Below are 16,203 nucleotides of genomic sequence, written 5' to 3'. Positions count from 1 at the left end.
CAGATTGGTCATGGGCAAAAGCTACGCAACAACCCTAACTCGCTCAACCAAAGTTCTTCTGACAAGACCTTTTCAGTTTCATTGACTCCGATTTTTGGGATCAACGAAAGAGCGCACGCTAAAGAACTGACAGACAGTTTTTCCCCGCAAATCTCGAACTCCGTAGACAAGCAGTCCGATGCTGGCGTTCACGACTTGGCCTTTTGCTTGGTCGGCTGACCACATGTGGGACAGTGATCGACCTGTGATATTGTTTCGGCATGCACGCGGTTTCGGATATGATCGGCAGCGCGGCGCGAGAGACCCAATTGCTTGCGAACTGCGTCAATCTCTTTCTCATCGGCCTCGCAGATATCGCCGTCTTCCAAGGCCTTTCGAAATTCACGTTCCAGGCTGGCCCGTCGGCGGTGCAACTGGTCGTTCAGGCCGCTGGCAATGATCCCTGCAGGCAACGCAGCCATACCGATGCCAATCACGGTGATCGCAGCGCCGAAGATCTTACCGGCAACTGTCACGGGCGTCACGTCGCCATAACCAACGGTCGTCAGCGTTGCCATCGCCCACCACATCGCTGCGGGGATCGAACCGAAGGCATCCGGTTGCGCTTCGTGCTCGGCCAGCCAAGCACCACTGGCCGCAAAAATCAGCATCACCATCAGGATGAAGAAACCTGCAAAAAAGGCGCCAGCCTCTTCCTCAAACACAGCAAGCAGCATGCCGAGCGCGGGGGAATACCGCGTGAGTTTAAGCAGTCGCAACATGCGGAAGGTACGCAGCAGACGCAGGTCAACCGGGAAGATCAAGTAGAGCAGCGCAGGTAAAATCGCTAGTAAATCGATGATGGCGATCGGGGAGACGGCCCATGCAGCGCGCGTTTTGTAACTTGGATTTTCAGTGGCGACCCACAGCCTTGCCGCGTATTCGACCACGAAGACAAACAGAGAAAGACCCTCAAAGAGGTTCAGAGCCAGGCCCCAACGGAAATATATGGAGTCAACCGTTTCCAGGATAACGGCGGCCACGTTCAGCGTGATTAGGGCAATTAGAGCTATTTCAAGCAACCAGGGACCGGTGGCCGCCCGGTCCGGGCGCTCGAGCCACCAATAGACTTTTCTTTTTAGATAGCCTGAACTTGTAAGTGCCTCACTCATGTCGAAACTGCGTCCAGGCGCGCGTCAGGGGGATCGCGATTTGCGATAGCAAAGCTGTCCCCCAGATCAGATTGCCTAACAAAGAGGGGACATGTGGGACGACAAAGAAACAGATGATTGCCAGCACTATCCCGAATACACGCACGTCCCATCGCCCGAAATCCGACGCCAAACGATGTTCTATGACGTTTTGAAGCACCCAAAGCATGGCAATGTAACCGGCAAGACCGAAACAGCCTATGGCGGCATATTCGGTTGGATATGGCTCCCAAAATCCGACTTTGACCTCGGCAGCAAGAGCCACGCCGACCATGACGCCGCAAAGCATCAAAATCAGGTGCGCAAGCCACCAGATGACCAACGTCGACACCTTTTTGTCTTTTGGTTTGGCATTGCCGACAAAGTCGAAATAGATCCAACACATCACGAACATCGAAACGCCACCGATGACGAAGTTGACGAGTACGTCCGGTGATACTTTGTAAATTCCTTTTTCGGACAGGGTGACGACCAGTTTGAAGAACCCTTCGCCTAATACGATCAACGTTAAAAGAGCAAACCGTTCAGCCATATGGCCAAGACGCGGGACAAACCTCTCGAAACGCAGGACTGTGACACCGGGGATCATATACATTGCCTGCGTGGCCACCATTGCGACGGCAAACACCCAGTAAGCAAGAGGAGCAGGCAAAAAGGCTGCAATCGCAAAGATCACCGCAAAGACCGAGAAATTGCGGATCTGGGCCGTCGACATCGACTCGCCTGATGAATTGGCCCGCCGGGCTCGATAGTACAGCGCCGCGATCATGGCCCTGTTCGCAGCAAATCCTAACGCGAAGAAAACCCAACCCTTTCCGTAAATAGCCGGGATCGCCGCTGCCATGAACATCACCGTGCAGATCATCACGGCCATAATCAGCCGATGCCAAAAGTCGGTACTGACGTAGATCGAGTTGAATATGCTGAGTTCGCCCCAAGCGTACCAGAGCGTTATGAAGACTCCGGCGAACACAAGAAACCCATGCAGATCGAGATGATGCGACAGGTAATTGCCCAATAGAAAGATCGTCACGACGTGGATCAGGTCGTAGAACAGCTCGGCCCAGTGGACATGGTCGTGCGCGTGGTCGAGGTCTTGGTGATGTTGCGGCTTCCGCCAGATGGGGTGATCATGCAGTGCCATAAATTAGGAACTCTTCCAAGTTGAAGGGCTGTAGCGGCCGGCATGCGGCCACTCCGACTGAGTTTTTAATTTAAGAGGAAGGTTGTCGCGGAGACTTACGTCATGCAACCCCCACAATGGTTGTTCAGCGATGGCAGGCCGGGCGACACCTGTCCGATCGTGGTTTTTTTGCGCCGGAAGTGCCTGGTATTCACTGGTGTCACGCGGCCCTGTCGTCTCGTAGATGCAGCAGGATGCGGGCGTAGTTTTCCTCGCCCTGCGCACCGGTCACGAGGTGACGTTGATCGAACACCATTGCAGGCACGCCCCGAACACCTTGGCTGATCCAGAATTGCTCTTTTTGGCGCAAGTGATTGGCCCGATCTTGGCTTTGCAACATGTCTAGCGCATCCACGCGGTTCAGCCCGATGCCTGCGGCCGCGTCGGCGAGAACCTGCATGTCCGAGACGTCCTCGCGACGGGTGAAGAAGGCCGCAAAAAGTGCCTGCTTCATCTCGTGGCCTTTTCCTAGTTCCGTTGCCCAGTCAATCAACTGATGCGCTCGGAAGGTGTTATACATCCGCATGTCATCGGCGTAGTTGAACTTGAACCCAAGTGCTGCGCCCATCTCGCTGAGGCGGGCACGCGCCTTGATCGATCCTTCCAAAGTGGTCCCGTATTTTGCCGCCAGATGTTCGCGTAGGTTCTCGCCACCCTCGGCCATCTGCGGGTTCAGCTCGAATGGATGCCAATGGATATCTAGTTCGGTCTGGGTGTCGCGCGCAGCTTTGGCAAGTTGGTGGTAGCCGATCACACACCAAGGGCAAACAACGTCTGACACGATATCGACGCGAATGGGCAGAGCAGCTTGCACGGTTCAGGTTCCTTTTACATCGCTGGAAAAGCGCGACGCGTTTTCCTTAGCAAAGGCGCTGGCATCTGCGTTGGTATCCCAGAATTGGGGGTTGGCCTTTGGGATGGTCAACGCCCGTTGCACGGCCGGCCGGGCGTCAATACGGTCGAACCAGGCGTTCAGATGCGACAGGTCCGACACATCTACCCTTGCCCAGACATATGCACGCGCCCATGGGAACAGCATCATGTCAGCTATGGTGTATTCGTCTGCAGCAATCCATTCGCGCCCGTCCAGACGAGAGTTCATCACCTCCATCAAGCGGCGGCTTTCGTCCACGTAGCGACGGATTGAAAAGGGCTCTTCATGGCCATTAGGCGCAGCGATGTGCTGGAAATACATCGCCTGTCCCATCATCGGTCCTACGTGCCCAACCTGAAACAGCATCCATTGCATGACCTCGGACCGTTTGACCGGGTCCGATGGCAGAAATTTTCCGTATTTCTCGGCCAGATACCACAGGATCGCGCCGGATTCGAAAATCGCGCGCCCTTCCGAACGGTCTTCGATGGTCGGGATCTTTCCGTTCGGGTTCAGCGCCAGATAATCCGGCGCTTTTTGTTCCTGTTTGGAAAAGTTGATGTGAGTCAGGTCGTATGGGACACCTGCCTCTTCCAGAAAGATGACCGGCTTGTAACCGTTCATCGTACCGGCGGTGTAGAGATGGATATCAGGCTGGGACATGTTCAACCTCGGCAAACGTGGTTTTCAGATGCGCGTCAAATCGAGCGAAATCGGTGTCGATTTCTGGGTTCTTCATTACATCAAATGCCGCAAAGGTCGGAAGCGGCTGCATCGCAAAGAACTTTGCGTTCAGGTGCATCGGGCGCAGCAAATCATCGACGCTACCACCGGCAAAGAACGGTTCGGCCTCATTGTTAAACGCTTCTTTCGGGGCGTTGAACGTCACTGAAAGCATGTAAGTCTTATCGCTCAGCGCGCCTCCCATCCCATAATTGGCCTTCGGTGCTTCTGCCGTCCGACCGTCACCGGTACTTAGCCGCCCATCCATTCCAGCGGTGTAAACTTCATCCATGTACTTCTTGAAAACCCACGGAACGCCCATCCAATTCACCGGAAACTGCATGATGACCGTATCGGCCCACATGTGCGCCTCAACCTCAGCATTCGCGTCATAGCCGTCGGCGACAGTTGCCACGCGTACCTCGTGACCCATTGCGGTAAGCATGTCGCGCGCGCGCTCCGTTAGGCTGGCGTTCAACTGCCCGGGGGCGAATTCGTAGGGCTGAGTACCGTTCACGATCAGGATTTTTCTCATGTCCATATCCTATTTGTGTAATCTTGAACCCTTGACTTTCTTCGGGCTCAGAGAGCATTTGATGGTACAGGTGTTGGAAATCAACTAGTATACTTTTGGTAACCTAGTTGCCTAAGCTAAAGGATGACGATGCGAGCGCGGATTGACGAAGATGCCAAAGGGCGCCGACTGGTCTCGGAGGCCTGTGTGGAGCCATGTGCAATAGAACGAGGTATGCGGATCATTGGCGGAAAATGGACCGGGTCTATCTTATGGCACCTCAAAGATGGTCCTGTGCGTTTCAACGATCTGTCGCGCATGATCGGCGGGGCAAGCAAGAAGATGATCACCGAGCGATTGCGTCAACTTGAGGAGCAGGGCTTGGTTGCGAGGCAAGTAATGGATACTGCCCCTATTTCCGTTCAATATTCCATTACCAAGTTTGGCAGAACGGCGCTTGGATTTCTCGATGAACTGCGAAAGTGGAGTGAGGAGTTACCCAACGGTTTGAATCGATAGCATCGGTGTGTGTTATTGTTTCTTCTGATCGCCGTTTGTCAAAATGCAACGACTCGATTTTGATGTGTACAGTTCCCTTCAGACGTCTTGGTTGCGTCAGAGATTTCTTCCGTCATAGATTATCTCAGGAAGGCGAAGTGCGTCCAACTCATCTATGCATCCCAGGTTAACTCGATAGTGGCCAGGGTTCAGCCGCGTCTCGACGAATGTATGAATTCCACAGCGATTGCAAAAATAGTGCCGCGCCGATTCTGTGCCAAATTGGTAGGTTGAGAGAGCGTCCTGCTCACTTCTGATTTTAATTTCTTCAGGCGGGATAACCGTTGCACTCATCACCATGCCTTTGCGGGAACATAGTGAACAATCGCATCGCATTGCATGATCGATGTCGGGTATCGAAAACGTGAATTTTACAGAACCGCAATGACAGCTGCCTTCGAATTTTTTCACCTTTCACTCCACCGGTTGAGTGCGGAAAGAGCGCCCACAAACGATCTGTAGTCACTCAAGGATTGTTCACACTTTTATTCGGCCACAATTGGGTCCGTATCCGGAACTGTAGAGGTAAGACCAACTGCGTTCCGGCGGCTACCGTTGATGATTGCCTTGATCAGAGCAAGGCCGATCAGCGGCATTGCCAGCCTCCCGGTCTTCTGGACCGGAAGGCCTAAGGGTATCAGACACTTAAGCCGAATTCACTTCCAAGCTTGGAATTCGTTACCGCCTGAAGCATTCTTGGAAACGTATGTCACTACGGGAACCAACTGTCGACAACAGCCGAGTTGTCTTCAACCCATTGCTTTGCAAATGCTTCGGGGTCCTTTTTCTCGACCGCCAAGGCAAAGGACATTTCCGAGAGCATCTCGGTCTCCAACTTGACATTGCTTAGCATTGCGACGGCATCAGGCTGCGCGCTTTCCAAACTGGTCGCATAACTGACATGAAGATCGTCAGTATCCCAGGCAACGCTGGCGGTCGATTTCTCCAACCAGCCCGGGATCGAGTTGGGCGGCACGATAATCCACTTTGAACTTACGTGCGCTGGCTCGCTCAGAACGACAAGTTCGTGCACTTCGAACATGTAGTGCGGCTGATAACAATAGAATACGACATTCTCGTTCTGTCCGGCAGCAGCCCCCAGTTCTGCCAAGGCGTCGGCTTCATCCATGATCCTGAGGCTCATAGTCTTGTGATAGCCGTAGGAACGTGCACGGACTTGTTCGATGGAAGTGGAAGTCCAACCTTCAGCGCCGATCCAGACTTCACCTTTTCCGTCTCCGTTACTATCAAATTTCTGAGCCATTTCCGGATCGGAAAGCTGCTTGATATCCGTGATACCAGTGCGTTCCGCCGTGCCCTTTGTCACGCACATTCCTTGCGCCCCCTTGGGGCCACTGGACTTTACCTGAACCGTTTTTCGGCCGTCGACATATTCCCGTCGAAGGTAGTCGAGACTGGGCAGCCAGACCTCAGGATGCACATGCAGGGTTCCGGCATCCATAGCCGCAAACATGGCTGCATTGGTGCTGTCCTGCAGTTCGACGTCCAAGTCCAGCCGACTTTCCAAGGCAACCTTCAGAATATGTGCGGTGGCTTCCCCCGATGGCCAGTTCGGGACGCCAATGACCATGTCGGCCGCCGAGACTGTAGAAGCGGCAGTTACCGCGGACGCCACACTGATAGCTGCAAAAGATTTACGCGTTTTCATCTCGAAGTCCTTTCATCACTATCAAGCTTCATTCCGCAGCAGATGCCGGGGCGGTGGTCGGAACACCTTCGGCAATTCTTCGACTATCGTTGTAGATCGCCTTAATCAGTGCAAAGCCCATCAGAACCATCGCCAAACTGAATGGCAAAGCCGCAATAACCATCGCGGTTTGAATGGCTCCCAGACCCCCAATGACAAGCAGGGCTCCGACCACCAGTGCCAGGGCGACACCCCAGAAATAGATGTGCGGCTTGGCTTTCGGGCCGTCATCGCCTGCGGCGTTGATTGTATTTACGATCAAAACAGCGGAGTCTGCCGTGGTCACAAGATATGTCAAAAGAAGTACCACAACGATAACTGAGAACACCCATGTCAGATTTTCGTTGAGAATAACGGCCAGTGTCGCAAACAGCTGGTCTGAGATTCCTGCGCCCAGAATCGAGCCCCCAGCCTCACCTGTAAGTTCAAGGTGGATGGCCGTACCGCCAACAAAGGCGAACCAGATGAAACACATCATTGCCGGGACAAGCATTGCACCCAACACAAACTCGCGCACTGTGCGCCCACGCGAAACTCTGGCAAGAAACAGACCAACGAACGGGGTCACTGCGATCCACCAGGCCCAGTAGAACACCGTCCAGCCGCCTTGCCAGCCGGCAAGTGCGGCGCCCGTTTCGGTTCCATCATCTGACCAGACGGTAAAGCTGATTCCCGGCAGCGCCAGCAGGTAATCCCAGATACCGACGAACATGGCCGTCAGACTGAAGAATGTTGCACCGAAAATCAGGAAGAACGCCAACAAGAAAAAGCTCAGCCCCATATTGATATTGGACAGCCACTTGATCCCCTTGCCGACACCGGAGAGTGCGGACAAGGTCGAGGCACCCATGATAACCACAAGAGCGAAGATGATGGCGGCAAAGGACGCTTTTTGTGTTCCTCCCTCGCCGGTCACCAGCAACCAGTCACCGAAACCAATCCGATTAAGGCCGGCTACAAACTGCTCGACACCAAATCCAAGGGTCTGGGCAACGCCCAGGATAGTTGCCACCACGGCCACGATATCGATGACATGACCGATTGGGCCCGAAAGCGATTTGCCGAAAAGCGGGATGAGCGCGGTGCGCACCGTAAGTGGCAGGCCCCTTCGGTATGAGAAATACGCGAACCCCAGTCCGGCAATTGCATAGCATGCCCAGGCCGATAGCCCCCAATGCGCAAATGACCAGATATAGGCTGACCTTACGGTTTCAGCTGTCTGAGCGGGCACGTCTCCCATAATCACGTGGGGGTTGTTCTGAAAATGGTAAATCGGTTCAGCCGTCGCAAAAGTCAGCATCCCAATGCCGATCCCGGCGCTGAACATCATTGAAAACCATGAGAAATTCGAAAATTCAGGCCTTTCATCGTCCTGGCCCAGCCGAAGCCTGCCAGAAGCCGGCAATGCTGCGAGAACAAGGCAAAGTATCAGGAAAAACGCTACCGCGTAGATGTACCAAGAGTTAAAGCTTGCCAGAATGAAGCCATTCAATGCTCCTAGTGTCTCCGCGGCACTCTCCGGAAAGGCTACGGCCCACACGATGAGCAAACCCACGAGGATTTTCGCGGACACGGCAACGTTCTTTGAGAACCCTTCATAAAAGCCGCTCTCGGAAACTGGAATGTCCAATTCGCCTAAAGGTGGTTTCATACTTTCCTCCATTGTATGCTGATTTTGAACCGTCAGCGGACCGTGTCATGGGTTTGCTGGCGGGCTTTGGATATTGCGAATGCCAGCTAGGCCGTTTCTCCCATCAGGCGCTTATCGAGCGGGTAGGTCGAAATCGTTTCGAACCCGCTTTCAGTCACAACTCCCTGATCCTCCAGCTTGACCATGTGGTCGCCGCCGACCTCACCCACCAGCGCTTCGACACACAGCGTCAGCCCAGGTTCGAGAATGGCGTCGAAGGCGCCGTCCACCAGTCGGTCGGGATAGGCGATCAATGGCCATTCGTCGCACAGGCCCACACCATGCATCGGAGAGGAATATTTCAGCGCCTGATACTTGTCCTGCAGCACATGCAATGAGCGTGTCAGCTCCTCCATGTGGAGGCCGGGGCGCAGGAGCGCCGTGTTGTAGCGGATGTGCTCGACGGCCTCGGCGTAGCTCTCGCGCATATGCTTCGGCGCCAGTTCGTCACCGATCCACCATGTACGGCTGAGGTCCGCGCAAATGCCATATGGCCCGATCAGATCAGTGTCGAAGGCGAGGATCTCGTTCTCGGCGATGACCCGAGGTCCACATTCCTGAAACCACGGGTTCGTGCGTGGCCCCGAGGTGAGCAGCCGTGTCTCGATCCATTCGCCGCCACGCTTGATGTTCTCGGCATGGAGCACGGCCCAGACATCGTCCTCGGTCACCCCGCCCTTTGGAATTTCTGCGCGCGCGAACTCTTCCATGGCGGCCATCGAACGCTCGCAGGAATGTATGGCGCAGCGCATGGCGCGTAACTCGTGCTCGGTCTTGATGCCCCGTGTGCGTTCGGTGACTTCCTCGCCGTCGCGATACTCCAGCCCCGCTCGGCGGATCGCGTCCAGTCCCGCAGGCTGGATCTTGTCTATCCCGATCTGTGTATAGCCCGGCGCATGGGTGGCCAGCAGGTCCGCCACCTCGGCAGCGAAGGTGTCGGCCGCTGGCCCAATCCGGTCGCCACGGGCGAAGTAGAACATGTCAGCGCCAGATCGGCTCTCGCGGACAAGCGGATTATACTCGGCGAGGAACGGCGCATTCTTGTAGTCCCAAAGCACCATGTATCCGTCGGCACATAGCAGGCAGGCTCGGAACGGGTTGTGGGTGTTCCACAATTGCATGTTTGTCGTGTCGGTCGCATAGCGGATGTTCAGGGGATCGAACATCAGCAACCCCCCATAGCCGCGGGCCACGATGGCGTCGGTCAGGCGCTTGTGGCGGGCCTTGCGCATCTCGGTCAAATCGGGCAGCGCCAACCCCGCCTCGCGCCATTCAGCATGGGCAAGTGCGGTCGGCCCAATCTCGACCCGGTCGCCGTCATTTGCCGTCCCATCGCCAAGACGAACGCCCTGGCTAGGGTCAATCTTGCGCCGATCACTGTAGTGGGTGTTCATTTTATGCTTTCCTTTCAGACGCTTGATTGCAAGCAAAAAAAGCCGCGTCCCGACTTGCGCGGCCTTTCATTCAAGCTGCGTTGATAGCTTGATCTGCGAAGTCCCCCCATTGTCGTAAGCGGGGTGCGATTTTCTGCGGTATTGTTGATCGGGACACCGAAGGCATAAGAAATCGTTCTGTGATCTGCTTTGCCGCTGTCACAGTTTAATTCCGTAGTGACCAGTGTTGTCTGAGTTGATTGCAACGCCGTTCTCCGAAGCTAGTGCGCAAGCACAACCTTTTCTTCTCGAGGCGCTATGCCGAAGTGCCTTTTGTAGTGCTTGGAAAACAGGCCTTGTGTTGAGAACCCGCAGGCCGTGGCAACGTCGATCACGCGCATCTGGGTTTGCTGCAGCAATACCCGCCCCCTCTCGAGCCTCAGAACCATCATGTAGGTCTTAGGGCTCATCCCCAGATATCGGCTAAACAACCTTTCAAGTTGCCGTGTCGATATTCCAACCTGACGGGCGATTGCCGACGTCGAAACAGGCTCTTCCCAGGTTTCCTGCATAAAGCTCAGCGCTTTGGATAGCTTTTCGTTCCGGTGTTTCGGACCATAAAGACTGGAGATACTCTGACGGCAATTTCCGTCACGCATAGACCCACAAAGGAGCTGGTCAGCAACCTGACTAGAGGCTTCCGGACCTGCTTTTTGGCGGATCAACGCAGAAAAAAGGTCCAGAGTGGCGGCACCTCCCCCGCAGGAGACGATATTTGAAGCCTCTTCAAAAATTGTGCAGGTAGGCTCCAGATCCAGATAGCCTTCCTCAAAGACAGGCTTCATTCTCCAGTGTGCGCTGATGGGTCCTTCGATCGCTATGCCGATCCGGGCGAGAAACAGTGCACCACCTCCTAGACCGCATAGTCGTGCTCCTAGTCTTGCGGCTTGCCTTAGCCAAGCTGCAGTCCTTCCTGACTTAGAGTAGTTTTGGGAATTGAAGGCGCAGCAAACAACGATGCAATCTTCACGGTGCACATCAGGCAGGGCACTATCGACTGCTACTGTCAGCCCTGAAGAAGATTTTATGCTATCGCCCGTTTCGCTGGCTGTTTTCCACTGAAAGAAGGCCTTACCTATTGCTTCGTTGGCGGCGGCCAGAGAGTCGATGCCGGATCCCAGTTCCAATGCCGAGAACCCGGGCATCAATAAGAATACGAAGCGGTTCACCTCAACAAGTTCACTTAGAACCACATCTATGTCTTTCTCTGGCCGCCCCATGGTTTTTCTCCTGATCAAGAACGCATGTTTGCGCCGTTGGCGTCGTAGATTGGTCCTGCCAGAACCAGCGCGTCGTAGAAGTTGCCCAGAATTTCCACCTGAAGCGTCGTTCCCGGCAGTGCGAACTCGGCTGCGACGTAACCCATCGCCATCGACTTGCCGACATGGTGCGCATAGCCGCCCGAGCTGACGTAGCCGACCGGTTCACCATCTTTCAGGATCGCCTCGTCATGGGCCACGTCGATCCCCTCGACGTCGATGGTCATTGTCACCAACTTCTGCGAGACCCCTTCATCGCGGGCTTTCAGCGTTGCTTCTTTGCCGACGAAGTCCTTCTTCCAGTTGATGAAGACATCCATGCCGGATTCGACAGCGTCGAAGTCGGGACGGTATTCCATCGTCCAGACACCCCAGCCCTTCTCGAGTCGCATCGACAGCAACGCACGCGCGCCGTACCAGCGATAGCCCAGATCGGCGCCGGCCTCTTCGATGGCGTCTGCCAGGCGCATCAGGTATTGCGGTTTGCAATAGATTTCGTAGCCCAATTCGCCAGAGAAGCTGATCCGGTTGATGATCACCGGCACGCCGCCGACAAAGGTCTGGCGCAGGTCGCGGAACTTGAAGGCTTCGGCTGAAACATCGTCCCGCGTGATCCGGGCCAGCAGGTCTCGCGATTTCGGGCCAGACAATGCAATGCCGTGCCAGTCGTCTGAAACGTTGGCATAAGAAATGCCCGCAGGCAGGTCTTTTTCGAACCAGCGGCGGTGTGCCTCTTGCATCGCGCCCGAGCCGAACAGCATAAAGTGATCCTCGGCCAGGCAAGCAACCGTCAGGTCGCCGTAAAGCTTGCCCTTGGGCGTCAGCATCGGCGTCAGCGCCAGGCGTCCGGGCTTGGGAACGAACCCGGCAAGGATTTGGTTCAGGTATTCGCGAACACGCTCACCCTTGAACTCATGCTTGGCAAAGTTGGCAATCTCAATGCCACCTACGGCCTCGCGCACGGCCTTGATCTCCCGTCCGACATAATCGTGAGACCGGTTGCGCTCGAACGAGGGAACCTCGTGCGCATCTTCCGGGCCGTCGGCATACCAGAGTACGTTTTCGAGGCCGAAACCCTGATCCATCACCGCACCTTTGGCGATCATGCGATCATAAAGCGCGGTGGTCTTCTGCTTGCGGCCCTTGGGCAGGGTTTCATTCGGGAAGGTCATCACGAACCGGCGTTCGTAGTTTTCCGACGACTTGATTGTGCCCCAGTCGGGTGACGCGAACTCACCAAAACGCGCCACGTCCATCGCCCAGACATCGATGGATGGCTCGCCGTCGATCATCCATTCCGCAAGGGTCAGGCCCACGCCGCCGCCCTGGCAGAAGCCCGCCATGACACCAACAGCGACCCAGTAGTTCTTCATACCTGGAACAGGGCCGATCAGCGGGTTGCCATCAGGGCCAAATGTGAACGGACCGTTGATCACATCCTTGATCCCGGCATTGGCCATTGCCGGAAGACGCTCGAACGCGGTTTCCAGACGATCCGCCACGCGATCCAGATCCGGCGGCAGCAGTTCATGACCGAAATCCCAGGGCGTTCCGCCGACTTTCCAAGGGGTTGCCTGGGCCTCATAGGTACCCAGCAACATGCCCTGCCCTTCCTGGCGGCAGTACACGTTGGCCTCAAAGTCGATGCCATGCGGTAGCTGCTGACCGAAGTTCACGACCTCGTCCATGCGCTCGGTGATCAGGTAGTGGTGCTCCATCGGCTGAACCGGCAGATGAAGGCCCGCCATGTGACCCACCTCACGCGCCCACAGACCGCCGCAGTTCACGACATGCTCTGCATTGATCGTGCCTTTGGGGGTGACAATGTCCCAGCTGCCATCTGGGCGCTGTGTCATATCGGTGGCGCCACAGTGGGTGAAATACTGGGCACCATGCGCCTTGGCCGCCTTGGCAAAAGCGTAGGTCGTGCCGGACGGGTCCAGATGGCCGTCCTGTGCGTCCCAAAGAACCGCGTGATAGTGGTCCGGATCGATCAGCGGATGACGCTCGGCCAGCTCCTTGGGCGAGATGAATTCCTGATCCAGCCCCATGTAGCGCGCTTTCGAACGCTCGCCCTTCAGGTAATCATACCATTCCTTGGTCGAGGCGGCATAAAAGCCACCAGTTTGATGTAGACCAACGGATTGCCCGGACAGTTCTTCGATCTCTTTATAAAGATTGATCGTGTATGATTGCAGGCGCGAGATATTCGGATCCGAGCTGATGGTGTGGATACCGCCGGCCGCGTGCCAGGATGAGCCGGATGTCAGCTCGTCACGTTCAAGCAGGACCGCATCCTTCCAACCGAACTTGGCCAGGTGGAACAAGATCGAGCAACCAACAACGCCGCCGCCAATAACAACGACTTTGGCGTGCGACGGCAGTTTCTTTCCGCCTGTGGACTCGTCGGTCTGAATAGTAGGCATATTTCGTTTTTCCTCAGGAATTCAGCTTTCACTCTGACTGCATTTGGGTGCGCGCTCCTCGTTTTGACCCAAAGCATCTATCTCGGTGAAAAGGGGTTCACTTCTTTGCAGTGGATTGCTGGTGAGCAGAACGATCCCGGTTGTCGCGACCGTCCTGGCGAACCTGCAAGTGTCAGAAATCCGTGGCAGCACCGCCCTCGGCCTTGCGCTTGACGACAAAGGCGTCAAGCTCGTCCCTGATCGCCGGGTCCAAGGCCGGGGCCTCATAGGCGGCAAGGCGGTTTTTCCACTCTGCGTTGGCACGCTCAATCGCAATCGGCGATCCGGCCTCCTGCCAGGTCTCAAAGTTGCGCCAGTCACTCAGGATTGGCGAATAGAAGGCGTCGCGATAACGCGCCTGGGTGTGTTCAGTGCCAAAGAAGTGACCCGCTGGCCCAACCTCATTGATGGCTTCCAGCGCAAGGTCTTCCGGGCTAGTCGAAACCGGCTGAAGAAATTCCGTGACCATCTGCAGCAAGTCGATGTCAAGCATCACCTTCTCATACGAGCAGCACAGCCCTCCTTCGAGCCACCCTGCCCCGTGCATGAGCATGTTGGCGCCGCCATTGATCGCACCCCAAAGCGAGAAGACCGCCTCATACGCCGCTTGCGAGTCAACCGTATTGGCCGCGCACACATTCGAAGAGCGATACGGAATGCCGTAGCGCCGCGCCAGCTGTCCACCGATATGCTGCGCTTTCATGTATTCCGGTGTGCCAAATGCTGGCGAGCCGGTCTTCATATCCACGTTGGACGTGAAGCCGCCATACATCACCGGCGCACCTGGCCGCACAATTTGGGTAAAGGCCACACCCGCCAGAGCCTCGGCGTTTTGCAGCGTGACGGCACCCGCAATCGTAACGGGCGCCATCGCCCCTGCCAGCGTGAAGGGTGTGATCACAACAGGCTGGCCCATCTCGGACAACGCCATCACGCCCTGCATCATCGGAATATCGAGCTGGAGAGGAGAGTTCGTGTTGATGATCGAGAACATACAGGCCTGATCACGCATCTGGTCGTGCGTCAGACCATGGGCAATCCGCGTCATCTCGATTGCATCGGAGACACGCTCCTCACCAAGTGAGTAGATGCAATAGGCCTTATCGGTAAGCGCGATGTAATCCTGAATACAGTCAAGATGGCGGATAGATGCGTGAATATCGACAGGCTCCACCGGATACCCACCCGTCACGTTTAAAACGTTGTGCATCTGGGCCAATCGGAGGAAGTTGCGAAAATCTTCCTGATTGCCTGCGCGCCGGCCCCGATCCGTATCCGAACAATTCGGCGCGCTTGCCATCATGTTGAATACAATGTTGTTTCCGCCCATGGTCACGTTGTGCTGGGCGTTTCGCGCGTGGAGCGTGAATTCAGACGGCACGCTTACAATGGCTTCGTTGATCAGATCAGGATCGAAGCGCACACGTTCTTCACCGTCCCGGACATCAGCCCCCGCTTTTTTCATCGCTGCACGCGCGTCGTCATGCAAGACATCCAGGCCGGTTTCTGAAAGCAGTTTCAGGGATGCCTGGTGAATGTGTTCAACCTGATCATCCGAAATCAGCTCAACGGCAGGATAGGAACGCTTAAGCTGCGCGAACGGGCGCTGCACGATTGCCGGGGCTGGTACCCCGCCATCACGGCGACGCCCACGGCGCCCGCGCGCTTTCTGGGCCAGTTGTTCAGTTGTCATCCGATAGCACCTTCATTGCCGGAGTTAAGCCTGAGAACGAGTGGATTGGGCGTTACGCCTCAAGTCATTTGCTGCTTACGGCGGCACGCAAAGAAACCTGACCGCGATTCGTCGCTCAATCCTGCGTGGGCCCGCGAACGGAAAAGTCCGCTATTACTTGGAGGTACCAGTTGATGTTTCACTTTTAGATTTCCAATATGCCGCACGAGATGCGGTATATTGGAAAATCAATATGATTCAGTCAATACATTTTGTAGGCCTTCTCAAACTGACGCTGTAGGTTCCTGATATTGAGTCGGCTGAGCCACGAGAAGGATGGCCTCCGTTTCTCCATCCGCCTCGTTGTTAATGCGATGATTGCAGTCACTGCGGTATCGCAATGTATCGCCCGCCTCAGCCCGAACAGTTCGTCCAGCGACCGTAACCGACAGTGAGCCGGACAGGCAGGTCAGGTGCTCGAAGGTTCCAGGCGCATGGGGCTTTGAATCAAGCTCTGCTCCGACCTTCATGAGAAGCCTGTGCCATTCTACGGGAAGAACAGTGCGTCGCGGGCTCAGCATATAAATCTCGCATTTACCGTCCGCACTTCGCTGCATCGGCGTGGAATAGTGATGAAGATGCTCGATTGGATCCTCGCCACCAGGCGTGCCCTCAAGCAAGCTAAGGTCAACGCCAAGTGCCTGAGAAAGGGCCCAGACTATGGAAAAGGTCGGGTTGGTGGCACCCCTCTCAATGGCGGATAGCATCGATCGGGACACCCCTGTACGCTCAGAGAGTCGCTCAAGGGTCAGGCCCAGCGATTTCCTGGCTTCCTTCATAATTTTCCCGATTTCAGGTGTAGGTGAAGGTGTGTTCATTCCGTAGTTCCACTATATTAGATTTTTTATTTACGAACGATAGAGGTCTTGCTAAA

The 16,203-nt window shown here is 55.5% G+C and carries 14 protein-coding genes; 1 reads left to right on the top strand and 13 read right to left on the bottom strand.

Going from position 1 to position 16,203, the window contains the following annotated elements; translation table 11 throughout:
• Window positions 1–188: 188 nt before the first annotated feature.
• The 5 genes from ACR0NM_RS02160 to ACR0NM_RS02140 all read right to left on the bottom strand — a co-directional run bounded on the left by ACR0NM_RS02160 (window position 189) and on the right by ACR0NM_RS02140 (window position 4,505).
• The gene (locus ACR0NM_RS02160; RefSeq protein ID WP_170510845.1) at window positions 189–1,151 is read right to left on the bottom strand and encodes an ion transporter; all 963 of its coding nucleotides are present in this window, start codon (window positions 1,149–1,151) and stop codon (window positions 189–191) included.
• Window positions 1,144–2,334, bottom strand: a complete 1,191-nt coding sequence (locus ACR0NM_RS02155) for a low temperature requirement protein A (RefSeq protein ID WP_480613008.1) — start codon at window positions 2,332–2,334, stop codon at window positions 1,144–1,146. The genes ACR0NM_RS02160 and ACR0NM_RS02155 overlap by 8 nt, the downstream gene beginning before the upstream one ends.
• 199 nt (window positions 2,335–2,533) lie before the next feature.
• Window positions 2,534–3,187, bottom strand: coding sequence for a DsbA family oxidoreductase (locus ACR0NM_RS02150; RefSeq protein WP_259462648.1), 654 nt, complete (start codon window positions 3,185–3,187; stop codon window positions 2,534–2,536).
• A 3-nt stretch (window positions 3,188–3,190) separates the two neighbouring features.
• On the bottom strand, window positions 3,191–3,910 hold the full coding sequence (locus ACR0NM_RS02145) for a glutathione S-transferase family protein (RefSeq protein ID WP_170567742.1): 720 nt from the start codon (window positions 3,908–3,910) through the stop codon (window positions 3,191–3,193).
• A complete protein-coding gene (locus ACR0NM_RS02140) occupies window positions 3,897–4,505 on the bottom strand; it encodes an NAD(P)H-dependent oxidoreductase (RefSeq protein ID WP_170510850.1) in 609 nt (202 codons plus the stop codon). Before ACR0NM_RS02140 ends, ACR0NM_RS02145 begins: the two co-directional genes overlap by 14 nt.
• Before the next feature lie 213 nt (window positions 4,506–4,718).
• Between ACR0NM_RS02140 and ACR0NM_RS02135 the strand changes: the two genes are divergently transcribed.
• The gene (locus ACR0NM_RS02135; protein WP_259462647.1) at window positions 4,719–5,003 is read left to right on the top strand and encodes a winged helix-turn-helix transcriptional regulator; all 285 of its coding nucleotides are present in this window, start codon (window positions 4,719–4,721) and stop codon (window positions 5,001–5,003) included.
• 96 nt (window positions 5,004–5,099) lie between these two features.
• Here ACR0NM_RS02135 and ACR0NM_RS02130 read toward each other — a convergent pair whose 3' ends face one another.
• The 8 genes from ACR0NM_RS02130 to ACR0NM_RS02095 all read right to left on the bottom strand — a co-directional run bounded on the left by ACR0NM_RS02130 (window position 5,100) and on the right by ACR0NM_RS02095 (window position 16,147).
• Entirely contained in the window at window positions 5,100–5,453 is a 354-nt protein-coding gene (locus ACR0NM_RS02130; protein ID WP_120981186.1) for a GFA family protein, read from the bottom strand.
• 301 nt (window positions 5,454–5,754) lie between these two features.
• Window positions 5,755–6,711, bottom strand: a complete 957-nt coding sequence (locus ACR0NM_RS02125) for an ABC transporter substrate-binding protein (RefSeq protein WP_120981185.1) — start codon at window positions 6,709–6,711, stop codon at window positions 5,755–5,757.
• A 28-nt stretch (window positions 6,712–6,739) separates the two neighbouring features.
• Window positions 6,740–8,401, bottom strand: a complete 1,662-nt coding sequence (locus ACR0NM_RS02120; RefSeq protein WP_480613006.1) for a BCCT family transporter — start codon at window positions 8,399–8,401, stop codon at window positions 6,740–6,742.
• A gap of 86 nt (window positions 8,402–8,487) precedes the next feature.
• Window positions 8,488–9,834, bottom strand: coding sequence for a dimethylsulfonioproprionate lyase DddP (dddP, locus tag ACR0NM_RS02115; protein WP_170694919.1), 1,347 nt, complete (start codon window positions 9,832–9,834; stop codon window positions 8,488–8,490).
• A gap of 260 nt (window positions 9,835–10,094) precedes the next feature.
• Window positions 10,095–11,042 (bottom strand): GlxA family transcriptional regulator, encoded by a 948-nt coding sequence (locus ACR0NM_RS02110; RefSeq protein WP_480613003.1) that lies wholly within the window; start codon window positions 11,040–11,042, stop codon window positions 10,095–10,097.
• 65 nt (window positions 11,043–11,107) lie between these two features.
• The gene (locus tag ACR0NM_RS02105) at window positions 11,108–13,558 is read right to left on the bottom strand and encodes a GcvT family protein (protein ID WP_480613001.1); all 2,451 of its coding nucleotides are present in this window, start codon (window positions 13,556–13,558) and stop codon (window positions 11,108–11,110) included.
• 172 nt (window positions 13,559–13,730) lie between these two features.
• Entirely contained in the window at window positions 13,731–15,290 is a 1,560-nt protein-coding gene (locus ACR0NM_RS02100) for a trimethylamine methyltransferase family protein (RefSeq protein WP_480612999.1), read from the bottom strand.
• Window positions 15,291–15,553: 263 nt separating this feature from the next.
• Entirely contained in the window at window positions 15,554–16,147 is a 594-nt protein-coding gene (locus ACR0NM_RS02095) for a helix-turn-helix domain-containing protein (protein ID WP_170646503.1), read from the bottom strand.
• Window positions 16,148–16,203: the final 56 nt, after the last annotated feature.

This window comes from Ruegeria sp. AF2 (assembly GCF_056542025.1).
The sequence above is the reverse complement of the archived record's forward strand: the minus strand, read 5'-3'. Positions and strand labels throughout refer to the sequence as shown.